Source organism: Natrinema pallidum (assembly GCF_005890195.1).
In the GTDB taxonomy this organism is placed as follows: domain Archaea; phylum Halobacteriota; class Halobacteria; order Halobacteriales; family Natrialbaceae; genus Natrinema; species Natrinema pallidum.
Genome location: NZ_CP040637.1, coordinates 374,059 through 395,304 on the forward strand (window position 1 = coordinate 374,059; position 21,246 = coordinate 395,304).

Below are 21,246 nucleotides of genomic sequence, written 5' to 3' on the forward strand. Positions count from 1 at the left end.
GATTGTCTTTAAAGCACGTCTCTCGAGGGGACGGCAGCGGTCCGTCTCAGAACCGTTTTACTCCCGGCGGCGATACACGCCCCCGATGGAGTTCGCCACGTTCGCCGACCGCGCCGCGACGATCGACGCCGAACCCGCAGACCTCGAGATCGTCGCCCACGTCAGGGACCTGCTCGCCGATGCCGGCTCCGACCTCGAAATCGTGGCCCGCTTCGCACAGGGCCGGGTGTTCCCGGCCTGGGACTCGACGACGCTCGATATCGGTCCGAGCGCGTGTTACGAGGCGATCGCCCGCGCGGCGGGGCGAAACGTCAGCAGCGACGACGTCGAAGAACGACTCGCCGAGATGGGCGAAATCGGCGACGTAGCGGCCAGCTACGAGTTCGGCGGCCAGCAGGGTCTCGGCGCGTTCACGGGCGACGATAGCAGCGCGACCGGCGGCGATCTCACCGTCCGCGAGGTCGCCGACACGCTCGCGGAGCTGGCCGCCGCCGAGGGGTCGGGCAGCCACGACCGGAAGGTCGATCTGCTCTTTGGCCTGTTCAACCGCGCCTCGAGCGAGGAGGCGCGTTATCTCGCCCGTCTCGTCCTCTCGGAGATGCGCATCGGCGTCGGCGAAGGGACGGTACGGGACGCCATCGCCGCGGCCTTCGACGTCCCCGAGGACGGCGTCGAACGCGCCCTGCAAGTGTCCAACGACTACGGGCGGGTCGCCCGCATCGCCCGGGACGAGGGACTTGCGGGTCTCGAGGCGATGGAACTGGACGTCGGCCGCCCCGTCCAGGCGATGCTCGCACAGGCCGGGACCGTGACCGACGCCCTCGAGGAGTGGGGGACGGCCGCGGTCGAGTGGAAGTACGACGGGGCGCGGATCCAGTTGCACCACGACCCCGCGGGTATGGACGACGGTGACGGCTCGACGGTCGAGACCCGCGTCTTCTCGCGGAACATGGAGGACGTCACCGATGCCCTCCCCGAGGTCGTCGAGTTCGCCGCGGAAACCCTCGATGCCCCCGCAATCCTCGACGGCGAGGTCGTCGCCGTCGACGACGACGGCTCGCCGCTGCCGTTCCAGGAAGTCCTCAAGCGGTTCCGCCGGAAACACGACGTCGCGAAGGCCCGCGAGGACGTCTCGGTGCGCCCGGTCTTCTTCGACTGCCTGCACGTCGGCGGCGAGGACCTGCTCGCGGAACCGCTGACGACCCGCCACGACGGGCTCCGGTCGGTGCTGGCCGATTCCGGTACCGATGGCGATGCGGGCGACGCGGTCGCGGACGAGGACATCGAGGGTCTCTCCCTGCTCTGGACCACCGACGACCCCGACGAGATCGAGTCGATCGACGCCGGCGCGCTCGAGGCCGGCCACGAGGGGATCATGCTCAAGGACCCCGGGTCGACATATTCGCCGGGGCGACGGGGGAAACACTGGCGCAAGCGCAAGCCGGACGTGGAAACGATCGACTGCGTCGTCACCGGTGCCGAGTGGGGCGAGGGCCGACGGGCGACCTTCCTCGGGACCTTCGAACTCGCCGTGCGCACGGGCGACGATTTCGAGACCGTCGGCAAGGTCGCGACCGGGATCACCGACGAGAAACTCGCGGAACTGACCGACCTGCTCGAGCCACACATTGCCGCCGAGAACGGACAGGAAGTCGACCTCGAGCCGGAAGTCGTCTTCGAGGTCGGCTACGAGGAGATCCAGTCCTCGCCGACCTACTCCTCGGGCTATGCGCTGCGGTTCCCGCGGTTTCAGGGCGTGCGATACGACAAGGACCCCGAGGGCGCGGACTCGCTCGAGCGCTTACAGCGCCTGCAGGCGTGACGAGTCGGGGTGGAATCGACGTATCGCCCTCGTTCTCGGACCGAGTCGACGAGTCACGGCGACCCAACTGGGACGGATATATAGAAGAACTAGTTATTTTTATGCTGTCATACGCGGACCGGTGACCTATGCCCTCCAGACGAACGTTTCTGAGTACTATCGGTGCTGTGTCAGGCGGTCTCGGAGCCGGCTGTCTATCGTCTCTCCGTGCTGTCAGTGGATACGTGCAACTGAAGTCGATCGAGGGGTGGTACGCTGCGGCTGACGGCGGGGGAAACGATCCCATCATGTCCGTCCAGCTGAGTTCCCCGCCGGGTGGCGAACCGGAGCTGGGATATCTCGACCCCGAGTGGGAGGACCGCTTCGACACGCCTCGAGAACCGGTCGTTTCCGACGACTTACACGACGACTTCGATCGAACCTACGACACCATCGTCTACACGGTCGGCGTTTGTAGCGAGGAATGGATCGACGGACGGGACGACGACGACGGGGAGGGATGTCATAACGATTCGGTGTCTCGAGAGGAGTTCAACATGGTTCAGGTCCACGATCAGGCGAGCGCGTCGTTCGAGGATCACGATCTCTCCATTCACTCGCGGGAAGGGACGTGGGCGTTCGAATCGGAGTGACCGACGACTCAGCCGGAATGTAGCGTTCGCTGACGTATTCGCGGCGCACCTGTCTGTGAGTTCCACGCTCTCCGCGCACTCCCGAACTGAGCCATCGCCGAGCGGGCGTGTCGTCGGCGGGGCCGCGGGATTCGGACCCGAGCGTTCCGGACCGTGACGATCACCGACGATCCCCCGCGCCGAAGACAGGTAAGCACCCTTAAGACCCACGACCGACAGGATTCCCGTATGCAACCGCGCGACCTGTCCGATCACGTCGCTTACGAGGCGGGTCGAGGCATCGAGGAGGTCGCCCGCGAACTCGACCGGGACCCCTCCGAGTTCATCAAACTCGCCTCGAACGAGAACCCGCACGGACCCTCGCCGGCCGCGGCCGTCGCCATCCGGGAGACGGCCTCGAGCGTGAGTTCGTACCCCAAAGCTGCCCACGCCGATCTCACGACCGCCGTCGCCGGCCGCTGGAACGTCACCGACGACCAGGTCTGGCTGGCAAACGGCGGCGACGGGGCCATAGACTACCTCCACCGGACGACGCTGGACCCGGACGACGCCGTCCTCGTTCCCACGCCCGGCTTCGCCTACTACGGAATGAGTTCCCGCTTTCACCACGGCGACGTTCGGGAGTACGAACTCTCGAAGGCCGACGACTTCACGCAGGAGGCCGACGCGGTCCTCGAGGCCTACGACGGCGAGCGCGTGATCTGGGTCACGAGCCCGCACAACCCGACGGGCTCGACGATGCCCCTCGCGGAAATCGAACGTCTCGCCGACGAGACCGACGAGGAAACCCTGATCGCAGTCGACGAGGCCTACGGCGAGTTCGCCGACGGCGAAAGCGCCATCGCGCTGCTGGACGGCTGGGACGAGTTCGAGGCCCGCGACGATGTCGCGGTCCTCCGGACGTTCTCGAAAGCCTACGGATTGGCCGGCGTTCGGCTGGGCTACGCCGTCGTGCCCGACGAGTGGGCCGACGCCTACGCCCGCGTGAACACGCCCTTCGCGGCGAGCGAACTCGCCTGTCGGGCCGGTCTCGCTGCCATCGACGACGAGGAACACGTCGTCCGGACCGTCGAAACCACCCGTGAATCCCGCGCGTACATGCGCGACGACATCGACGCACACGTCTGGGAGAGCCAGGGCAACTTCGTCCTCGTCGACGTCGGCGATGCCTCGGCCGTCGCCGCCGAAATGCAGGAACGCGGCGTCATCGTTCGTGACTGCTCGAGTTTCGGGCTGCCGGGCTGTGTCCGTATCACCTGCGGAACCGAGGACGAAACGGAGCGGGCCGTCGAGACGCTCAACGACGTGCTCGACGACCTCGACGTCGAGCCGGAGTCGGCGGGCGAGCCCGAGAACCCGGATGCGGAGGTGGCCGATCCATGAGGATCGCCGTCACCGGGACGCCGGGTACCGGGAAGACGACCGCGACGGAACTGCTCGAGTCCCGACTGGCCGCTGCGGGGACGAATGCCGGCGACGAGTCGCCACCCGAACTCGAGGTGATCCACCTCAACCGGGTGCTCGAGGACGAGGGACTCTACACCGAGGTCGATGCCGACCGCGAGAGCAAGATCGCGGATCTCGACGCACTGACCGAGTGGCTCGAAGGGCGTGACGGGATCGTGATCGAATCCCACCTCGCCCATCACTTCGATGCCGACCGGATCGTCGTCCTCCGGTGTCACCCCGAGACGCTCGAGCAACGCTTGCTCGAGCGCGGTGAAACCGAGGCGAAGGCGGCCGAAAACGCCGAGAGCGAGGCGCTCGACGTGATCCTCTCGGCAGCCGTCGAGGAACACGGCCTCGAGTCCGTCTACGAGATCGACACGACCGACCGCGCTCCCGCAGCGGTCGCGGACGAACTGACGGCGGTCGCGACGGGCGAGCGCGACCCGAGCGCCGGCGAGGTCGACTATATGGAGTATCTGACATGACCCTCGATAGGTTCCGCCCGTACGTCTCGCGGTTCCTCGACCCGTTCGTCCGGGGGTTCGATCGCGTCGGCATGACGCCCAACGGGGTGAGCGTCGTCGCGTTCGGGATGGCGATCCTGGCGGCCGGCGCGTTCGCCCTCGGCGGACTCGAGGAGCCGATCTGGTACGCCGTGGCGGCGGTACTGGTCTTCCTGAACGGCTGGCTGGATATCGTCGACGGCGCGCTCGCGCGCGAGCAGGAGATCGCCTCGGCCGGCGGCGACCTGCTGGATCACGTCCTCGACCGATACGCGGATATCGTCGTCATCGCCGGACTGGCCGCGGGCATCGAGGACTACCTGCTTGGCTTCGCGGCCGTGACCGGCGTCGTGATGACCTCGTATCTGGGCACGCAAGCCCAGGCGGTCGGTCTCGATCGGGTCTACGGCGGCCTCGTCGGTCGAGCGGACAGGTTGGCGATCATCGGTCTCGCCGGCTTCCTCGCGTACCCGCTGGCGGACGCGACGCTCGCCGGGTTCTCGCTGGTCGGCTGGCTGCTTGTCTTCCTCGCGGTCGTCGGTCACCTGACAGCACTCCAGCGCTTTTATTACTCCTGGATCGCGCTCGAGTAGGCCCGTTTCGACCCGGCCTCCGGGTGATTCGACAGCGTGGAGCCGCGCCGCATGCTTTATCCCTCACCGCGATATAGAGTCCGACATGGTTCAGTGCGAGATGTGTGGGGCCGAGACGTCGTCCCCGAACACCATCAAAGTCGAGGGCGCGAAGCTAGACGTGTGTTCGAACTGTACGGACTTCGGCACTGAAGTCAAAGACACGTCGAGTTCGAGCGGCTCGACGAAGTACTCGACCGGGTCGAGTTCGTCCTCGTCGAGCGGGGGCGGCCAGTCGAGTGGCTCGAGTCGGAGTTCCTCCAGTTCGGGCGGCTCGAGCCAGCGCCGCTCGGACATGTTCGACGACATGGACGAACTCGCGACCGATTACGACGACCGCGTCCGCAACGCACGCGAGGACGCGGGGCTCAGCCAGTCCGATCTCGCGAACGAACTCAACGAGAAGGCCAGCCTGATCCGCAAAATCGAGCGCGGTGATACGCTGCCGAGCGACGAGGTACAGACCGAACTCGAGGACTTCCTCGAGATCAGCCTGAGCGCACAGGGGAGTTCCGGCGAGGACTCGGAGTGGTCCGGCGGCTCCTCGACGGGGAGTTACACCCTGGGCGACGTCGTCAAACGCAAGGACTGACTGCGACGGCCGTCTCCGTCCTCGATACCGCCGCCGACTCGCAAACTATTTCTTTCGGGCGGGTGCGGTTGCCGATATGTTCGTCCTCGTTAATCTGAAGACGTATCCGTGTGACCCGGTCGACGTCGCGGAGGCCGTTCGCGATGTCAACGATGCAACTGACGCTCGTCTAGCCGTCGCACCGCAGGCGGCCCACATCGAGCGCGTCGCCGAAACGGGCGTGGAGACGTGGGCGCAGCACGTCGACGCGATCGAACACGGAAGCAACACCGGTCACACGCTCGCCGAGAGCGTCGCCGACGCCGGCGCGGTCGGCACGCTGATCAATCACTCCGAGCGGCGGCTGAAGCTGGCCGACATCGACGGTGCCGTCCGCGCCGCCGAGCGGGCGGACCTCGAGACGGTCGTCTGTGCGAACAACCCGGCCCAGATCGGCGCGGCCGCCGCGCTGGGACCGGACGCCGTCGCCGTCGAACCGCCCGCGCTCATCGGTACCGGGACGCCGGTCAGTCAGGCAGATCCCGATGTCGTCGAGGACGCTGTCGAGGCGGCGGCGAACGTCGACTCCACGGTATCGGTCCTCTGTGGTGCGGGCATCAGTACGGGCGACGACGTCGTCGCGGCGGGCGACCTGGGTGCCGAAGGCGTCCTGCTCGCCAGCGGGGTCGCGAAGGCCGACGATCCGCACTCCGCGCTCGAGGATCTCGTCGAACCGCTCTGAAGCAGGCACCGACGCCGACCGCGTCTCGAAGACGCGGCCCGTCGACCGACTTTTCTCGATCCCCGCCGAAGGGTGCGTATGACTGACCAGGGAAGCGATCCCGGCGTCGGCGACGAGTCCGCGGCGGGGGCACGACCCGTGGCCGTCACGCTCGAGAATCGGCTGATGAGCCACGGGCTCTATCTGACCGCCTTTCGGTGGCTGGACGAGCACGAACCACCCGGAGCAGACGGAGCCGGGATCGAACTCGAGTACGAGGCCGTCTCCGACGCGCCCGCCGTTACGAGCGACGAAGTCGGGGCCGTCCTGCGGACGCTCCTGACGATCGGCGATGAGCGGGAGTGGACGCCGGGCCGTCTCGAGGTCACGTCGCTGACGACCGACGGGGATGTCCGCGGCTGGTGGTACGTCGAACGCGAGTGGTTCGACCGACTCGGCGACGAACTCTCTCAACTCGGGTTTTCCCAGCGAGTTCTCACAACTGTCGCAAATAACCGACACGAACAAGACAATCATTAAATAGGAACGCGGGGATAGATTAATGATGTCCCATACGCGTGTGTATCGTAGACGATCCCATGACTGGAGAGCAGGTGTACGTTTCACACGCGCCACGGAATCTCGACCTCGTGCAGGACCTGTTCTCGACGGTCAAGAACTTCCCCTTCGGCGTCCACATCGCGCTCGAGGAGATCGAGTCCGGCCGCTCCCGAAAGCGACTCGAGGGCCGCCTCGCCAACAGCGATCTCGTCGTCGCCGTGCTGACCGAGGACGCGGCCGGAAACACGTGGATCAATCAGGAGGTCGGCTACGCGGTGGCGAAAGGCATTCCCGTCTTGCCGGTCCGTGATGACGGCATCAGCTGTCGCGGGTTCATCAGTGACGTCGAAGGCGTGACGATCGATCGGGACGACCTCTCGGTCACCATCTTCAACTTGCTCTGTCGGCTCCGAAGCGAACTCGCGCCGCTCGGAGCGCTGTCGGTCCCGAACTGGTATATCCGGTTCCCCTGTACGGTCACCGACTGCACCCAGCCGGTCACGCTCGAACTCGAGCGGGGGCAGACGAAACTCTGGAAACTCCACAGTCACGGCAAACACTTGACCGCCTCGTGTAACGGCTGCGGATCGACGTACTACTTCGATCCGGCGACGATCGGTTTCTCGGGCCGGAAAGATGGGTAGCCCTCGTCCATCATCCGTCGGAACGATTCGCAGGCGTCGGCGACGATCGGTTGCCGGCCTCGTCACTGTCGTCACCGTCTCGAGGGTCGTCGCAACGGGAACGTTGCACGGAGTGGGTGTGGCCGTAGGACTCGCTTACCCGTCGGTCGGAAGCCGACCGTGTGGCCGTCGCTGCTGAACGGTGTCGATAACAAAGTGCCCCCCGGCCGATGGTTCGTTCGTGCGAGGCTCCCCTCGCACGGAGGCGCTCTGTCCGTTGGACGACACTCGGCGGCCGCCGGTCGCCGAGTTCCTCCTCTCCTGTCAGGGATACCGGTGGCCGCCGCGACCGTATCGACGTCGGTCCGGAGAGCGGCCGGATCCGTTTCTCGCGCTCGCGTAGCCGCCGGCCACGCCGTCGATCGGAACCGGGGAATCAATAGGAACGGGGCACCCACGGTCGACTATGGACACGGCAGTTCAGACGGGCGTCCGTGACAGCGCAGCCGGCCGCAAGCGGATCGCCGCCGGCGTAATCGATGTCGGCCTCGTCGCCGCGATGGTCCTCTACGGCTACGTCCACCACGGGGGCGACCCGGTCGCCACCCCGCTCGAATCGCTCGAGACGATCGCTCCGTTCGTGATCGGGTGGCTCGCCGTCGCAGCGCTCGCAGGCGTCTACACGCGTGACCGTCTCTTGGGCCGGGACGGACTCCGAGTAACGGCGACCGCCTGGATCGCGGCGGCAAACGTGGGACTCATGCTCAGGGGGTCTCCACCGTTACACGGCAGCACCATCTGGCCGTTCCCCGTTGTGATAACCGTCTCCGTCCTCGTCGTTTTGCTCGGCTGGCGGCTCGGACTCTCGCTGTACCTATCAGTAACCGAGTGAGTTGATGCGATACCGGTTGCTGTCATCATTGTGAGCCGAACTGAGCGTCATCGTTTCTCTCACCCTTGGACGAAACGGACGGTAATGCGGCTTCTCGCGGACTAATACTGCCGGCCGTACCGTTTGATTCGCTGCCGTCGGTGTCTCAATCGCGAACACATTATCGGACTGGGACGATGTAACTTCTTCATAAGTTATGAAGGCCATATCTGTTGAGTTCTGGTTTGTTATGAGTACACCACGAACCGATTATGGGAAACACTTATATGGTTATTTAGCATACTATAGAATAGATTATGACTGGATATTACGACATTGTCCTCGGCCTCATCCCAGTCGCACTGCTCGGTATCACCGCCGCCCTGCTGTTCGTTGGACTGTCGCTGACGACGGCGATACCGCTCGGTTCGCTGGCCGCGATGGGAATTATCGGGCACGCAATGTTCGTCAATACGCCAGTCGACTCCGGCGACGAATCCCGATCCGCGCGCCCGCCGATCAACGCGGACTGATCTTGCGATTTCGGTCTCTATCCCCGCTTTCGGTCCTTTTTCACGTCTCCGGATCCTATTATCGACGATGACTGACACGCTGTTTCTGGCAAGTTCGGATGTCGATTCGCTCGCAACGCCGGCCGAATACGTCGACGCCGTCCGCGAGGGCTATCGCCAGCGCGGTGAGGGCGCGCCCGCCCAGCCGCGGTCGAAGTTCCTCCGTGAGGATCCGGCGGGGATGTTCACGGCCTATGCCGCCATCCTCCCCGACACGGGTGCCATGGGCGGATACATGTACAGCGCCGGCTTCGGCGCGGCCGACGCCTGGTTCATGACGCCACTGTTCGATGCCGAGAGCGGCGCGCCGCTCGCTCTGCTCGACGGCGCGAGTATGAACCCGTTCAAGACCGGTGCGGTGGGTGCCGTCGGCGTCGACGAACTCGCCCGCGACGACGCCGACACCCTCGCGATTATCGGCAGCGGCGCACAAGCCCGGGGGCAGCTCCACGCGACTGCGACCGTCCGCGAGTTCACCGACGTCCGGGTCTACTCGCCGACACCCGAGAACCGCAAGGCCTTCGCGTCCGACTTCGACGACGCCCTCGAGGCGGATGTCCGCGCGGTCGACTCGAGCACCGCCGCCGTAACGGACGCGGACGTGGTGATCACGGCGACACAGGCCAGCGAGCCGGTCATCGACGGCGACGATCTAGAGCCCGGAACCCACGTCACAGCCATGGGCCAGTACTCGCCGGACAAGCGTGAGCTGGATGCGGAGACGATCGCTCGGGCGACATACGTTCCCGACCTCCGCGACCGGGCAACGCTCGACGCCGGCTCGTTCATCCAGGCGCTCGAGGCGGACGCGATCACCGAGGATCACGTCCACGCCGAACTGGGCGAGGTCGTCGCCGGGACCGAACCCGGCCGAACGAGCGACGACGAACTCACGGTCTTCGATAGCGGCGGGACGGGGATCGAGACGGTCGCCGCGGCGTACCTGCTCTACGAGCGTGCCAGCGAACAGGGACTCGGCCAGCCGATCGAGTTCGCGCCGGCGAGCGAGGCGCTGACGGGGAATTAGATACTCGAGGGGCTCAGAGGTCGTTCAGCACATCCGTCCGTCAGCTATTCTGTGACCCCTTCTCACCCCGGCTATATATCGGTGGCACGGGTATGAATTGACATGGCCCACGCCCCAGAAATGCCGGAAAAGTATGTCTGTACGGCCTGTCAGACGATACACGCCGGTACGGTCTCCAAACGAACCGAGAGCGGACACGAGTACGAGGCACCTGCGGAGTGTGGCTGCTGTGGCGAATCCGAACTGGTCCCGGAGAAAAACTGGCCGCATTTCCAGCCGTAACTGCGCTCGATCGTTCTCGATACGACCGGCCGGGCGGCGTTCGCGGCCGATAGAACGTCCAGCAATCGATATCTACACGTAGCGACCGACTATTCTCGTCACTGAAACGGTTGACACACTGACTGCAACGCCGTCGTGCGGTCAGGTTGCAGTGACGTTCAGTGAGTACTCTCGCTCACCAAGACGAGTTCCGCTCTTCGACGGAGCCGAAACCCCAGTTTCGACGGCTCGAGCCCGCTACTCGCCCGCGGGCCGAATCTTGAATCCGTAGCGGGTGACGCCTTCCTGCGTGTAGATCCGGCGAATCGTCGTCTCAATCCGCTCACCGACGGAGAAATCGGCGGGGTCGGCATCGGTGCCCATCGCGGGGACGCTAACGGTCTCGTCGCCGCTATCGACGCCTTCTTCTCGCTGGCGCTGCCCGCTCGAACGGTCCGCGGAGTTTCGCTCCGCGTGATCACCGTCTTTTCGGTGCGTCTCCGACGCACCGTCCGTCTCGAGCGCGACGATCGCGGCCGCGTAGTCGCCCGACTGGGCCTGCTGTTCGGCGAACTCCGGTGGCGCGCCGCCCTGGGAGATCGTCGTCACGGCCTCGATCGTCCCCTCGCCCGCGAGTTCGATAGGCTCGTAGTCGGCGAGCGCGCCGCAGTCGTCACAGGCACCGTTCGGCGGGAACGAAAGCGCATCGCACTCCGAACAGCGGCCCGCCTCGAGCCGGTATCGCTGGGGAATCGAGCGCCGCCAGGAAGGGACGCTGACGTAAGCACCGCCGCCCGATGGCGGCCCCGTGGTCACGATGCCGCGCTGGCGCAGGTACTCGGCGTAGGTGAGCGGGTCGTCACCCTCGAGTGCCGTTACTGCCGGCACGTCGCCGTCGCTTTGGCGTGTCTCCGACGCAACGCTGACGACGACCGCGTCGGCCCCCGCGCCGCTGCCATGGGAGACCGCGAGGATGGACTCGTACCCGTCCGCGAGTGCGGTCGCCAGCGAGACGGGGACGCTCGCAGCGCCGAGGTCGCCCAGCTCGTGGACCGTCGCGGCGGCTCGAATCTCCTCGGTCCCGACGCCGGCCGCGCCCGCGGCGCGATAGGGGAGTTTCCCGTCGGGGGCCTGGATCGCAACCGCATCGGGGGTGGGTTCGTCCTCGAGCCCGGCGACGGCACCGCCGATCGTCTCGGTGAACGCCCGTCGGTCGTACTGGGTGATGCCGAGCCCCTGCGTCTCGTCCTCGCCGGCGTTGCGGAACCGGGTGCCGGGATACGGCGCGGAATACTCGGCGCGGTCGACGATCTCCGCGGGGCCCTCGCGCTCGAGGACGAACGCCGCACTGCCGGCCCCGGCGGCGTGATCGATCCCGTCGTCGGGATCGCCCTGCGGCGCGTCGGCGGCGACGACGAGCGCGGTCGTCGAATCAGCCTCGAGCGCGTCGAGAGCGGCCCACAGCGCCCGCGTTCCGGCGCGCGTGCTGCCGGTGAACGCGTGGCGGGTCGCGGACTCGGAGAGCGCGACCATCGCACCGAGGCGGGCGGTCAGGTCCTCCTCGGCAGTCGGCGGCCGCGAGGAGGCGAACGCGAGCCAATCGATTTCGTCGGGGTCGGTCTCGGCCGCCTCGAGCGCGCGGGTCGCGGCCTCGTAGCCCATCGTCAGGGCGTCCTCGTCGGCCGAGGGGACGGCCTTCTGGGTGACGCCGGCGGCGTGGAACTGGCCCCAAGCGTCCTCGAAGGCCTCGCTGGTGATGCGGAACCGCGGTGCGTACGCGCCGACGCCGGTAATCGCGGCCATTACGCGCTCACCTCCCCTTCCTTTTCGAACACGTGAACGACGGCGGCACCACCGCTGCCGCCGACGTTGTGGGTCAGCCCGCGGGTGGGGGTCTCGACCTGTCGTGCGCCCGCGTTCCCGGAGAGTTGTTTGTAGGCTTCGACGACCTGTCCGGCACCCGTCGCGCCGATGGGGTGGCCCTTGGACTTGAGGCCGCCGGAGGTGTTCACGGGGAGCTCGCCGCCGAGTTCCGTCGCGCCGGACTCGATCAACTGACCGGCCTCGCCCGGTTCACAGAAGCCCAGGTCCTCGTACGCCAGCAGTTCCGCGATGGCGAAGCAGTCGTGAACCTCCGCGAAGTCGAGTGCGTCGGGCTCGATGTCGGCCATCTCGTAGGCCGTCTCGGCGGCGCGCTGACTCGCCGGCACGCCGGTGTAGGTGTCGCGCTGGAAGAGGCCGACGGTGTCGCTGCCGGCACCGACGCCGGCGACCCGGATCGGATCGTCCGTGTAGTCGTCGACCACGTCCTCGCTGACGATCAGCGCACAGGCCGCCCCATCCGAGGTCGGACAGCAGTGATAGAGGTTCAACGGGTCCGCGACGACCGGCGCGGACTGGGCGTCCTCGAGCGAACACTCGAATCCCAACTGTGCGTGGGGGTTTTTCGCGCCGTTGGCGTGGTTCTTCACGGCGACCCGCGAGAGGTGCTCGCGCGTGGTGCCGTACTGCGCCATGTGGACCGAGGCCATCTGGGCGTAGACACCCGAGAAGGTGGTCCCCGAGAGCCGTTCCCATTCGGTCTCCCCGGAGACGCCGAGCCAGTACTTCGTCGCGTCCGAACTCATGTCCGACATGATCTCGAAGCCGCCGGCGAGAACGACGTCCGCCATCCCCGACTTGACGGCTTGGACGGCCTGTCGCACGGCGAAGCCGCTGGCCGCGCAGGCGTTCTCGACGCGCGTCGTCGGCACGCCGTCGAGGCCGACGTGTTCGGTCACTGCGGGGCCGGAAAGACCGAGTTGGCGGCCGCCGACGCCGAGAGTACCGACGAACGCCTCGTCGACGTCCCCGGCCTCGAGCCCCTTCGGCACGCTGTCCGTCGCCGCATCGAACGCCGTGCGGAACAGGGAGCGGTAGCTCTCCGCGGGGAAGGCCCCGTAGTCCGACTGTCCCGCGCCGACGAGATATGCGTCTCGCATACACTCCGTTTAGTGAGCCGGATGAAATAAGTGTCCGATACGCACGGTTCGCGCCGGACAGCCGGTCTCGAACGGGGTGACGACTGTGCCGATGCGTGAGATCCGTCGGGACGACCCCGGTGGGTTCGACCCCACCGTCACGCACGACCCAACGACGTTCCTGTCGGGCGGGGGTCGGAGCCGACGCGCCCCCGCTCAGTTTCGTCGCTCCTGAGACGCGACGCGGGATTCAAGCGTTTCGTTCCCGTACGTCGAATATGTCTCGTGCGGCCGACCTCGTGTCCGTCCTCGAGCGGACCGACTCGCTGGCGATCGTCTGTCACGACAATCCCGATCCGGACTGTCTCGCCAGCGCGCTCGCACTCGAGGCGATCGCGTCCGAACACGCGGTCGCGGACGTGGCGATCGCATACGGCGGCGAGATTTCTCACCAGCAAAACCGTGCGTTCGTCAACTTACTCGAGATCAGTCTTCGGACGCTCTCGGAGACGACGATCGAGGAGTACGACAGCGTGAGCTTCGTCGACCACACCAGACCGGGAGCGAACACCGAGGTCCCGGCGAGCGTCACTCCCGATGTCGTCATCGATCACCATCCGGGCGAGCCGGCCGATGCCGCGTTCGAGGACGTTCGCGCCGACTACGGCGCGACGGCGACGATCTTCGTCGAGTACCTACAGGAACTCGAGGTCGATCTGACGTCGCGGCTGGCCTCCGCGTTGCTCTTCGCGCTCCACCGCGAGCGGCTGGACTTCGTCCGCGAACCCACGCGACGGGAGTACGAGGCGGCGCTCGCGGTCTACCCCGACGCGGAACTCGAAATCCTGGAGCAACTGTACGGCAGCGCGTTCTCGCCCGGAACGCTGGACGCGATCGGTCGGGCGATCGTCAGCCGCGAACGCCGGGGGTCGTCGCTCGTCGCGAGCGTGGGCAAGACCGGTGAAACCGACGCGTTACCACAGGCGGCGGATTACCTGCTCAACCTCGAGGGCGTCGATACGGTACTGGTTTACGGCGTCGTGGGCGACGCGATCCGGCTGAGCGGCCGGTCGATCGATCCGCGAGTCCACATGGGCGAGACGCTGGAGGCGGGCTTCGACGAACTCGGTGCCGTCGGCGGTCACCACGACATGGCGGGCGGCCGAATCGAACTCGGCCTCTTCGCGGACGAGGGCGGCGATGAGGACGAACTGCTGTCCTTCGTGGGCGGACGACTCACACGCCGGTTTTTCGACGCGTTGAACCTCGACGAGTGATACCGACGGGAACCGTCGGGACGCTTGGGGCCGGCGGCGACGAGCGAGCGACTCGTCGACGCGGACTAGTCGATGTCGATCGAGTGTGCGTCGGCCGACGGCTCGTGTTTCGGCAGTCGCACCGTCAGGATGCCGTTGTTGACGCTCGCTCGAACCGCGTCGACATCGACCGGCTCCGGCAACCGAACCTGACGGCTGAACGACTGCGTTTTCCGTTCGCGCCGAATGTACGTCTCCTCGTCGCCGCCGGCCTCCCGCCGTTGCTCCCGTTCGCCGGACACCGCCACCGTTTGCCCGGAGAGGCGCAACTCGAGGTCGTCGCTCTCGTAGCCAGGGACGTCGACGGTGACGACGAACTCGTCGCCCTCATCCGCGAGGTCCAGACTCGTCTCCGCACCGCTCATCGAGAGATCGAACTGGCTTCGGTTGTCGACCTGCGATTCCCACGATCGGGCCGCCGTTTCGATCTGCCGGTTCAGTCGGTCGAGCAGGTCGTCGATACCGTCGAACGGACGCGGTCGGTCTGCCATGAGATCACCTCCCGAAGGTAGGGCGTCGACGGCGAAAAAAGCAACCCACGATCACCGTGAGGCTCCCCCAGACGGACCTGTAAGCGCAGCGACTTGCGGCAGAACCGAGGGGTGGGCTGGTCGTTTTTACGCTCCCCGTCTTAGAAGTGATGCATGACGGACGCACTATTCGTCGTCAGCGAAGAAGGGTACTGGGGAGAGGAATGCGTCGAGCCGCTCGAGACGCTCTCGGACGCGGGCGTCGAGATCACGGTTGCGACGCCGTCGGGGAGTCCGCCGGTCATCGACGAGCGGTCGCTCGACCCCGACGAGGTCGGCGAGGAGACCGCCGAACACGTCCGCGAGGTCCACGAGACCGACGAGCGACTGAACGACCCGATCCCGGTCGCACAGGCCGACGCCGAGGGGTACGACACCGTCGTCTTCCCCGGTGGCCACGGCACCGCGTGGGACATCAACCAGGACAAACACGCTCGCGAACTCCTCCGGGACATCGTCGAAGGCGACGGCAAGGCGCTCGTCGTCTGCCACGCCGTCGGTATGCTCGGGTTCGCCCGCGACAGCCACGGCGCGTTCATCGTCAACGGACGCGACGTGACCGGCTTCCCCAACGAGTGGGAGGAGGGCATCGTCGACGAGGCCGATCGCATGCCCGACGGCCGCAAACTGCCCTACTGGACCGAAGACGAAGTGAAAGCGGCCGGCGGCAACTGGGACGCCGAACTCGAGTCGGCGACCAGCGTCACCGTCGACGGCGACCTGCTCACCGCCCGCGGGCCCGGCTCCTCGAGCGCGGCCGCCGAAACCCTCCTCGAGGAACTCGACGTCGAATCAGAGGCCTGAACGGATCGGGAGCCGATTCGCCGCGGTCGGTTTCCTCGATCGAGGCGTCCGTCCCCGCGAGTCCGTGTCAGGAGGCCGCCGTGTCGCCGGGCCGATGAGCGCCACTCCGGGTCGGCTGTGACGGCGTGCGACCGCGTTTGACCACCGCTATTCTCCGTCGTAGACTCGAGTGTACTGCAAAACTAACCGATCTTTCTCATCCGTGTCGGTCTCCACGGAAAGGACATCACCACGCTCAATGTCGAACTCTCGGGTAATTGCCGCTGGAATGGAGAGGTCCATCGTCGCGGTCCCTTTTCGCCCACGCACCTTCACAGTCTTCTTCACCATCGTACGTCCTGTTGGCGTCGATACGCAGATACGCCTTTTTAGTTATATTGCGTACAATGTACATTTATAATTGCTCTATTGAACTGTTCAAAATGTTTAAAACGCTTAGCCGGCAACACACGATTGAAAACACGGGGGACATCCCCATCAAATACGACACCCATGATCGTACGCCAGATCGAGGGGAGCGATTCCCCGAGCCAGACCGTCCTTCGCGCTGTCGCTACGGAAACGAATACACCGGTCCTGGAACTCGAACCGTTGTACGATACGATCGATCCCGAGGCCCTCAATACGCTCGTCACCGGTAATGGCACTGTCCGCGTCGCATTTGACTATCAGGACTTCACAGTGACCGTTGATGCCGAGCGAGTCGTTCTCGAATGAGCCGGTTTTGCCTCCTTCGAATATCGTAGCAACTGAAACGATTGACACACTGAACGCACCGTCGTCGTGTACTCCGGTGTGCAGTGACGGTCAGTGGTGACGCTCCCGCTGTTGCAGTCCACTCCTGGCAGGCTCGAGCTTCGCCGAACGGATCGGTCCCACTCCCTCGTCACGCTGCCTGAACCCCGGTTACGCCTGCCTGACGGCGACAATACCAGTACGTCCAAATCAGTCCCTTTTTACACGCAGACGGGGAATCACAACTCATGAGCTTCGAGGAAGACGACCGCGTCGTCCTACACGACGAGCACAGCGAGTTCGACGGCGAAACCGGCACCGTCTCCCAGACGATGGAGTCGATGTTCGGCGACGTTACCTACACCATCAGCTTCGACGACGGGCAGGAGGCCGGCGTCCCCGAGGACGATCTCGAGGCGGCTGCTGCCGAAGACGTCGACGCCGACGCCGACGAGGAGTAAACACCGCCTGCGGCTCGGCCTCTCGAGTCCCGTCACCACCGCGCCCGCACTCATCACACCGACTTTCGAATCGCAGATGCCACAAATACCGCTTCACTACGTCGATTTACGGACGTTCTGCTACGCCACCGAGGACGAAAAACGCGTCGAGGAAGCGCTTCGCACCTTCCTCCCCGACGGCGACGACGAGCCGTTCGAGATCGAGCGCACCGAGAGCGAGGGCCACTACGGCGACCGTATCCTCGTCCTCTCGGCCCGCGTCGAGAACGCCGACGATCTCCGACACGTCCTCTCGCGGTTGGCTGACCTCGAGAGCTTCGACGAACTGACCGACGAACTCGACGAACGGGTCACCGAGAACACCGAACTCTTCTTGCGACTCGACAAACAGGCGGCCTTCGCGGGGGACGTCCGCCTCGGACAGGGGATCACCTTCCGCGGGAAGGTCGAGGCCTACCCGGCGAAGAAAGAACAGGCCGTCGAGAACGCCGAAACGGTTCTCGAGCGCCTGCGCGACCGGGCGTAACCAGCCTCGGCGATCGGTCCGGAACGCACCGTCTCAGTCCGGTCTCCGAGAGCGATTTCGATGCGCCCCAGCCTTCCCTGGGTGATTCCGTCCGATTCGACCGAACGTGATCGCCCGGTTGCGAAGGGCTTTTGACTGGCCAGTCAGTAAGCCCGTGTAGAGATTTTCTGAATGACAGATGGGACGATCGACGATCTAATGGACGCAACGTACGGCGCGCTGTGTAAGCACGGCTACGCGGAGTTGACGATGCAGGATATCGCCGAGGAATCGAGCAAAAGCAAGGGAACCCTTCACTATCACTTCGAGGGGAAACAGGACCTCCTCGAGTCGTTTCTGGCGTTTCTCCTGAACAGGTTCGAGGAGCGGACGCGGACGATTCCCGGGGAGACGCCGACCGAGCGGCTCCACGAGTTCCTCGACGAGTTGCTGACTCCGACCGACGAGGAGTCCGCGGAGGAGTTCCGGACGGCGATCCTCGAGATCAAGGCCCAGTCGCCGTACAACGAGGCCTATCGGGAGCAACTGGCCGAGTTCGACAGGGCGCTCCACGAGCGTCTCGCGAGCCTCGTCGCGGACGGGCTCGAGGCGGGGGAGTTCCGCGCTGATGTCGACCCGGACGAGACGGCCGACTTCCTCGTCACGGTCTCGAACGGGTCGGAGACACGAGCGGCCGCGGTCGATCGGTCCCCGGAGCGGACGAAACGTCACGTCCACCAGTACATCGACGAATACCTCCTGGCGGATGACACGGACACGACGGTCGACGACGAAATGGAGGCCGCCGAATGAGCCTTCTGGATCGGATTTCCAGACTGTTCAAAGGTCGCGACGAGTTCGATCTCACCTCGGGCGGCATCGCGAAGCCGCTGTTCTACCTGTCGCTGCCGATCATCGTAACGAACCTGTTGCAGACGGCCTACAATCTCATCGATACGTTCTGGCTCGGCCAGTACAGCACCGAAGCGCTCGCGGCGATCAGCTTCGCGTTCCCGATGGTCTTCCTGCTCATCTCCGTCGGGATGGGGCTATCGGTCGCCGGTAGCGTCTTGGTTGCACAGCATATCGGTGCCGACGAGGAGGCCGAGGCCGAGTACGCCGCCTCCCAGACCGTCGCGCTGTCGCTGCTCGGCGCGTTGGGGCTGGGGCTCATCGGCTACGTTTTCGTCGAGGGACTGCTCGGACTCTTCGGCGCGTCACAGGACGTGTTACCGCTGGCGACCGACTACATGCAGGTTATCTCGCTGGGGATGCCCTTCATGTTCGGGTTCTTCGTCTTTATCGCGCTCATGCGGGGCTACGGCGACACGATCACGCCGATGCTGGTGATGTTCGGCTCCGTCCTGCTCAACGTCGTCCTCGACCCGTTCCTGATCTTCGGCTGGGGGCCGTTCCCGACGTTGGGGATCGAGGGGGCGGCGATCGCGACGGTCTTCTCCCGCGCACTCGCACTCATCGTCGGACTCGCGATCATGTTCCGCGGGACGCGAGGGGTCAAGATCCGGCTCCGAGAGATGCGTCCGGACCTCGCCTTCGCCAAGAAAATCGTCTCGATCGGCTTTCCCGCGTCCATCGAAGGCATGGGAAGAGCCCTGTCGATCAACCTGCTGTTGGTGATCGTCGGCCTGTTCCCGACCTACGTCGTCGCTGCCTACGGCATCGGCACCCGCGTGTTCTCGGTCGTCTTCCTCCCTGCGATCGCGGTCGCCCGCGGCGTTGAGACGATGACCGGCCAGAACGTCGGGGCGGACAAACCGGACCGCGCGGCGGCCGCCGCCGACTTCGCCGCCCGAATCATGTTCCTCGTCCTCGGTGCGATGGGTATCGTCGCATGGTTCGGCGCACGACCCATCACCGCTGCCTTCACCGACGACGCCCAGGTCATCGAGGTGGGCGTTACCTTCCTCCGGTACGTCGCGCCGTCCTTCGGCTTCATCGGCGTCATGCGGGCCTACAACGGTAGCTTCCGCGGAACCGGAAAGACGCTCACCGCGGCGGCGATCGTCCTCGTCACATACGCTGCCGTCCGGCTCCCGATCGCCTACTCCCTCTCGCGGACGACGATGGAGTACCGCGGCATCTGGATCGCCTTTGCGGTCTCGAACGTCGTCGGTGCCGGCCTCGCCTACGGCTGGTACCGACGGGGTACCTGGCGAGACGTCGCCGTCACCGAAGGCCCGTCTGGACCGGCGATCGGTGACGATCTCGAGACCAGCACCGACGACTGACCGCCCTGTCCAGTAAAGTGGCTGTGTGCCGTCACAGCTGACCGAGCCCAGTTTCGAGAGGTGAATCAACAATGAGTCCACACCGGCAGGGCCGACCGCGAGTCCCACGATACGTTCGACCGCCGGACGACGGGTGGCCGTAACGATGGTCGAAACCGTTTCCATCGATATCCTGAGCCTCCTCCTCGTTCTCTCGGTTGCGTGGGTGTTCGGTGCGATCGCCGAGCGCGTCGGCTATCCGACGATGATGGGCGAACTGTTCGCCGGCATCGCCTTCGGTCCCGCGCTGTTCGGACTCCTGCGTCCCTCGGAACTCCTCTCGGTCCTCTCCGAGCTCGGGGTGTTCCTCCTGATGGTTTACGTCGGCATGGAGGTCGATCTGCGGGAGCTGTTCGAACTCGGCCCCCAGTCGCTGCTGATCGCCTTCGGCGCGTTCGTCATTCCGTTCGGCCTCGGCTACGTGGCCGGCATCTGGCTCGGCGTCTCCGTCGGCGCGGCGCTGTTCATCGGGCTTGCAATGGCCGCTACGTCGCTGGCCACGAAGTCCCGCATTCTCGCCGACCTCGAGCTGCTGGACACCCGGATCGCGAACGTGTTGCTCGGCGGCGCGCTCGCCTCCGACGTGGGAGTCCTCATCGCCTTCGCGGGCGTCGATAGCTACGTGACCGTGGGCTCACTCGATCCGGCCGAGATCGCGATGATCCTCCTGCAGGCGATCGGGTTCTTCGCAGTGACGCTCCTGATCGGCTATCAGTTCCTCCCGATCGCGTGGCGATCGATCGAGCGCCAGCGCGAACGGTACGGGTTCGTCGACCGAACCACCGCGTTTACGTTCGCCCTCCTCGTCTCCCTGCTGTTCGCCCACCTCGCGACGCTCGCGGACCTCCACATGATCATCGGCGGGTTCGTCGCGGGGATGTTTCTCCGGCAGGCGGACGTCGAGACCGGGCTCTACGAGCACATGCATACGGTTATGTACGACCTCGCGATGGGGCTGTTCGCTCCCATCTTCTTCGTCACGGTCGGCTTCGAGATCACGTTCAGCGTCTTCTCCGATTCCATTGCCGTCCTCGCCGGTCTGGTCGTCATCGCGTTCGTCGGGAAGATCGTCGGTTCGTGGCTGTTTTCCGTGCCGACGTCGCTTACCTCCCGCGAGGGACTGGTCGTCGGCTTCGGCATGAACGGCCGCGGGACCGTCGAAATCATCATCGCGCAGGTCGCCTTCGAAGCCGGGATTATCGACGCGGAGCTGTTATCGATCCTCGTCTTCATCGCCGTGTTCACGACCGCGCTCGTCCCCGTTACCGTCACCTGGGGCGTCCGCCTGCTCGAGGCGCGGGGGGAACTCGTCTACGTCGACTCGGCGGCCGCGGCCGAGGACTGATCCTGGCCCGCCGCCTCTCGAGCGGGGCGTTTTTGCCGCCCGCGCCAGCAGGGAGGA

General features: G+C 65.6%; 25 protein-coding genes. 21 read left to right on the forward strand and 4 right to left on the reverse strand.

The window, feature by feature from the left end:
* The first annotated feature begins 85 nt into the window (after nucleotides 1-85).
* From ligA to FGF80_RS19485, 13 genes are all read left to right on the forward strand, one after another.
* The gene (gene ligA, locus FGF80_RS01740) at nucleotides 86-1,822 is read left to right on the forward strand and encodes an ATP-dependent DNA ligase LigA (protein WP_138651884.1); all 1,737 of its coding nucleotides are present in this window, start codon (nucleotides 86-88) and stop codon (nucleotides 1,820-1,822) included.
* A 224-nt stretch (nucleotides 1,823-2,046) separates the two neighbouring features.
* Nucleotides 2,047-2,454: a hypothetical protein gene (locus tag FGF80_RS01745; RefSeq protein WP_006184270.1), complete on the forward strand. Its 408-nt coding sequence runs from the start codon at nucleotides 2,047-2,049 to the stop codon at nucleotides 2,452-2,454.
* Nucleotides 2,455-2,682: 228 nt separating this feature from the next.
* Nucleotides 2,683-3,837 (forward strand): histidinol-phosphate transaminase, encoded by a 1,155-nt coding sequence (hisC, locus tag FGF80_RS01750; protein WP_138651886.1) that lies wholly within the window; start codon nucleotides 2,683-2,685, stop codon nucleotides 3,835-3,837.
* A complete protein-coding gene (locus FGF80_RS01755) occupies nucleotides 3,834-4,388 on the forward strand; it encodes an adenylate kinase family protein (RefSeq protein ID WP_138651888.1) in 555 nt (184 codons plus the stop codon). The genes hisC and FGF80_RS01755 overlap by 4 nt, the downstream gene beginning before the upstream one ends.
* Complete coding sequence (locus FGF80_RS01760; protein WP_138651890.1) at nucleotides 4,385-4,999, forward strand: CDP-alcohol phosphatidyltransferase family protein; 615 nt, start codon at nucleotides 4,385-4,387, stop codon at nucleotides 4,997-4,999. Before FGF80_RS01755 ends, FGF80_RS01760 begins: the two co-directional genes overlap by 4 nt.
* Before the next feature lie 85 nt (nucleotides 5,000-5,084).
* On the forward strand, nucleotides 5,085-5,630 hold the full coding sequence (locus FGF80_RS01765; protein ID WP_083864476.1) for a multiprotein bridging factor aMBF1: 546 nt from the start codon (nucleotides 5,085-5,087) through the stop codon (nucleotides 5,628-5,630).
* A gap of 76 nt (nucleotides 5,631-5,706) precedes the next feature.
* The gene (gene tpiA, locus FGF80_RS01770; RefSeq protein ID WP_006184264.1) at nucleotides 5,707-6,351 is read left to right on the forward strand and encodes a triose-phosphate isomerase; all 645 of its coding nucleotides are present in this window, start codon (nucleotides 5,707-5,709) and stop codon (nucleotides 6,349-6,351) included.
* A 78-nt stretch (nucleotides 6,352-6,429) separates the two neighbouring features.
* The gene (locus FGF80_RS01775; protein WP_138651892.1) at nucleotides 6,430-6,870 is read left to right on the forward strand and encodes a hypothetical protein; all 441 of its coding nucleotides are present in this window, start codon (nucleotides 6,430-6,432) and stop codon (nucleotides 6,868-6,870) included.
* Nucleotides 6,871-6,929: 59 nt separating this feature from the next.
* On the forward strand, nucleotides 6,930-7,535 hold the full coding sequence (locus FGF80_RS01780; RefSeq protein ID WP_138651894.1) for a toll/interleukin-1 receptor domain-containing protein: 606 nt from the start codon (nucleotides 6,930-6,932) through the stop codon (nucleotides 7,533-7,535).
* Between the two features lie 445 nt (nucleotides 7,536-7,980).
* A complete protein-coding gene (locus tag FGF80_RS01785) occupies nucleotides 7,981-8,406 on the forward strand; it encodes a DUF3054 domain-containing protein (protein WP_006184190.1) in 426 nt (141 codons plus the stop codon).
* Nucleotides 8,407-8,702: 296 nt separating this feature from the next.
* A complete protein-coding gene (locus tag FGF80_RS01790) occupies nucleotides 8,703-8,918 on the forward strand; it encodes a hypothetical protein (RefSeq protein ID WP_006184191.1) in 216 nt (71 codons plus the stop codon).
* 67 nt (nucleotides 8,919-8,985) lie between these two features.
* Nucleotides 8,986-9,984 carry an ornithine cyclodeaminase family protein gene (locus FGF80_RS01795; protein ID WP_138651896.1) on the forward strand — a complete coding sequence of 333 codons (999 nt, stop codon included), beginning with the start codon at nucleotides 8,986-8,988 and terminating at the stop codon, nucleotides 9,982-9,984.
* 102 nt (nucleotides 9,985-10,086) lie between these two features.
* Nucleotides 10,087-10,266, forward strand: coding sequence for a hypothetical protein (locus FGF80_RS19485; RefSeq protein ID WP_138651898.1), 180 nt, complete (start codon nucleotides 10,087-10,089; stop codon nucleotides 10,264-10,266).
* A gap of 237 nt (nucleotides 10,267-10,503) precedes the next feature.
* Here FGF80_RS19485 and FGF80_RS01805 read toward each other — a convergent pair whose 3' ends face one another.
* The gene (locus FGF80_RS01805; RefSeq protein WP_138651900.1) at nucleotides 10,504-12,048 is read right to left on the reverse strand and encodes a zinc ribbon domain-containing protein; all 1,545 of its coding nucleotides are present in this window, start codon (nucleotides 12,046-12,048) and stop codon (nucleotides 10,504-10,506) included.
* Complete coding sequence (locus FGF80_RS01810; RefSeq protein WP_006184195.1) at nucleotides 12,048-13,226, reverse strand: thiolase domain-containing protein; 1,179 nt, start codon at nucleotides 13,224-13,226, stop codon at nucleotides 12,048-12,050. The genes FGF80_RS01805 and FGF80_RS01810 overlap by 1 nt, the downstream gene beginning before the upstream one ends.
* A 257-nt stretch (nucleotides 13,227-13,483) precedes the next feature.
* On the opposite strand from FGF80_RS01810, the gene FGF80_RS01815 reads away from it, so the two are divergent.
* Nucleotides 13,484-14,482, forward strand: a complete 999-nt coding sequence (locus tag FGF80_RS01815) for a DHH family phosphoesterase (protein WP_006184196.1) — start codon at nucleotides 13,484-13,486, stop codon at nucleotides 14,480-14,482.
* Between the two features lie 65 nt (nucleotides 14,483-14,547).
* Here the strand turns inward: FGF80_RS01815 and FGF80_RS01820 are convergent, their stop codons facing one another.
* Nucleotides 14,548-15,012, reverse strand: a complete 465-nt coding sequence (locus FGF80_RS01820; RefSeq protein ID WP_006184197.1) for an Hsp20/alpha crystallin family protein — start codon at nucleotides 15,010-15,012, stop codon at nucleotides 14,548-14,550.
* A gap of 153 nt (nucleotides 15,013-15,165) precedes the next feature.
* On the opposite strand from FGF80_RS01820, the gene FGF80_RS01825 reads away from it, so the two are divergent.
* Nucleotides 15,166-15,855 (forward strand): type 1 glutamine amidotransferase domain-containing protein, encoded by a 690-nt coding sequence (locus tag FGF80_RS01825; protein WP_006184198.1) that lies wholly within the window; start codon nucleotides 15,166-15,168, stop codon nucleotides 15,853-15,855.
* A 147-nt stretch (nucleotides 15,856-16,002) separates the two neighbouring features.
* Here the strand turns inward: FGF80_RS01825 and FGF80_RS01830 are convergent, their stop codons facing one another.
* Nucleotides 16,003-16,185, reverse strand: coding sequence for a hypothetical protein (locus FGF80_RS01830; RefSeq protein ID WP_006184199.1), 183 nt, complete (start codon nucleotides 16,183-16,185; stop codon nucleotides 16,003-16,005).
* 162 nt (nucleotides 16,186-16,347) lie between these two features.
* On the opposite strand from FGF80_RS01830, the gene FGF80_RS01835 reads away from it, so the two are divergent.
* The 6 genes from FGF80_RS01835 to FGF80_RS01860 all read left to right on the forward strand — a co-directional run bounded on the left by FGF80_RS01835 (nucleotide 16,348) and on the right by FGF80_RS01860 (nucleotide 21,189).
* A complete protein-coding gene (locus FGF80_RS01835) occupies nucleotides 16,348-16,572 on the forward strand; it encodes a HalOD1 output domain-containing protein (protein ID WP_138651902.1) in 225 nt (74 codons plus the stop codon).
* A gap of 266 nt (nucleotides 16,573-16,838) precedes the next feature.
* A complete protein-coding gene (locus FGF80_RS01840) occupies nucleotides 16,839-17,051 on the forward strand; it encodes a DUF1918 domain-containing protein (RefSeq protein ID WP_138651904.1) in 213 nt (70 codons plus the stop codon).
* A 76-nt stretch (nucleotides 17,052-17,127) separates the two neighbouring features.
* Nucleotides 17,128-17,577 carry an RNA-binding protein gene (locus tag FGF80_RS01845; RefSeq protein ID WP_006184203.1) on the forward strand — a complete coding sequence of 150 codons (450 nt, stop codon included), beginning with the start codon at nucleotides 17,128-17,130 and terminating at the stop codon, nucleotides 17,575-17,577.
* Nucleotides 17,578-17,775: 198 nt separating this feature from the next.
* A complete protein-coding gene (locus FGF80_RS01850; protein ID WP_006184204.1) occupies nucleotides 17,776-18,369 on the forward strand; it encodes a TetR/AcrR family transcriptional regulator in 594 nt (197 codons plus the stop codon).
* Nucleotides 18,366-19,805, forward strand: coding sequence for an MATE family efflux transporter (locus FGF80_RS01855; protein WP_006184205.1), 1,440 nt, complete (start codon nucleotides 18,366-18,368; stop codon nucleotides 19,803-19,805). The genes FGF80_RS01850 and FGF80_RS01855 overlap by 4 nt, the downstream gene beginning before the upstream one ends.
* 145 nt (nucleotides 19,806-19,950) lie before the next feature.
* Nucleotides 19,951-21,189 (forward strand): cation:proton antiporter, encoded by a 1,239-nt coding sequence (locus tag FGF80_RS01860; RefSeq protein ID WP_138651906.1) that lies wholly within the window; start codon nucleotides 19,951-19,953, stop codon nucleotides 21,187-21,189.
* The last annotated feature ends 57 nt before the right edge of the window (nucleotides 21,190-21,246 follow it).

What these genes read in the sequence shown, in the direction of transcription:
- FGF80_RS01805 (WP_138651900.1), bottom strand. Translation starts at nt 12,048, where the DNA reads ATGGCCGCGATTACCGGCGTCGGCGCGTACGCACCGCGGTTCCGCATC.
- FGF80_RS01845 (WP_006184203.1), top strand. Translation starts at nt 17,128, where the DNA reads ATGCCACAAATACCGCTTCACTACGTCGATTTACGGACGTTCTGCTAC.
- FGF80_RS01820 (WP_006184197.1), bottom strand. Translation starts at nt 15,012, where the DNA reads ATGGCAGACCGACCGCGTCCGTTCGACGGTATCGACGACCTGCTCGAC.
- FGF80_RS01810 (WP_006184195.1), bottom strand. Translation starts at nt 13,226, where the DNA reads ATGCGAGACGCATATCTCGTCGGCGCGGGACAGTCGGACTACGGGGCC.
- FGF80_RS01795 (WP_138651896.1), top strand. Translation starts at nt 8,986, where the DNA reads ATGACTGACACGCTGTTTCTGGCAAGTTCGGATGTCGATTCGCTCGCA.
- FGF80_RS01825 (WP_006184198.1), top strand. Translation starts at nt 15,166, where the DNA reads ATGACGGACGCACTATTCGTCGTCAGCGAAGAAGGGTACTGGGGAGAG.
- FGF80_RS01860 (WP_138651906.1), top strand. Translation starts at nt 19,951, where the DNA reads ATGGTCGAAACCGTTTCCATCGATATCCTGAGCCTCCTCCTCGTTCTC.
- FGF80_RS01830 (WP_006184199.1), bottom strand. Translation starts at nt 16,185, where the DNA reads ATGGTGAAGAAGACTGTGAAGGTGCGTGGGCGAAAAGGGACCGCGACG.
- FGF80_RS01775 (WP_138651892.1), top strand. Translation starts at nt 6,430, where the DNA reads ATGACTGACCAGGGAAGCGATCCCGGCGTCGGCGACGAGTCCGCGGCG.
- hisC (WP_138651886.1), top strand. Translation starts at nt 2,683, where the DNA reads ATGCAACCGCGCGACCTGTCCGATCACGTCGCTTACGAGGCGGGTCGA.
- FGF80_RS01760 (WP_138651890.1), top strand. Translation starts at nt 4,385, where the DNA reads ATGACCCTCGATAGGTTCCGCCCGTACGTCTCGCGGTTCCTCGACCCG.
- ligA (WP_138651884.1), top strand. Translation starts at nt 86, where the DNA reads ATGGAGTTCGCCACGTTCGCCGACCGCGCCGCGACGATCGACGCCGAA.
- FGF80_RS01855 (WP_006184205.1), top strand. Translation starts at nt 18,366, where the DNA reads ATGAGCCTTCTGGATCGGATTTCCAGACTGTTCAAAGGTCGCGACGAG.
- tpiA (WP_006184264.1), top strand. Translation starts at nt 5,707, where the DNA reads ATGTTCGTCCTCGTTAATCTGAAGACGTATCCGTGTGACCCGGTCGAC.
- FGF80_RS01840 (WP_138651904.1), top strand. Translation starts at nt 16,839, where the DNA reads ATGAGCTTCGAGGAAGACGACCGCGTCGTCCTACACGACGAGCACAGC.
- FGF80_RS01765 (WP_083864476.1), top strand. Translation starts at nt 5,085, where the DNA reads ATGGTTCAGTGCGAGATGTGTGGGGCCGAGACGTCGTCCCCGAACACC.
- FGF80_RS01755 (WP_138651888.1), top strand. Translation starts at nt 3,834, where the DNA reads ATGAGGATCGCCGTCACCGGGACGCCGGGTACCGGGAAGACGACCGCG.
- FGF80_RS01850 (WP_006184204.1), top strand. Translation starts at nt 17,776, where the DNA reads ATGGACGCAACGTACGGCGCGCTGTGTAAGCACGGCTACGCGGAGTTG.
- FGF80_RS19485 (WP_138651898.1), top strand. Translation starts at nt 10,087, where the DNA reads ATGGCCCACGCCCCAGAAATGCCGGAAAAGTATGTCTGTACGGCCTGT.
- FGF80_RS01785 (WP_006184190.1), top strand. Translation starts at nt 7,981, where the DNA reads ATGGACACGGCAGTTCAGACGGGCGTCCGTGACAGCGCAGCCGGCCGC.
- FGF80_RS01790 (WP_006184191.1), top strand. Translation starts at nt 8,703, where the DNA reads ATGACTGGATATTACGACATTGTCCTCGGCCTCATCCCAGTCGCACTG.
- FGF80_RS01780 (WP_138651894.1), top strand. Translation starts at nt 6,930, where the DNA reads ATGACTGGAGAGCAGGTGTACGTTTCACACGCGCCACGGAATCTCGAC.
- FGF80_RS01815 (WP_006184196.1), top strand. Translation starts at nt 13,484, where the DNA reads ATGTCTCGTGCGGCCGACCTCGTGTCCGTCCTCGAGCGGACCGACTCG.
- FGF80_RS01835 (WP_138651902.1), top strand. Translation starts at nt 16,348, where the DNA reads ATGATCGTACGCCAGATCGAGGGGAGCGATTCCCCGAGCCAGACCGTC.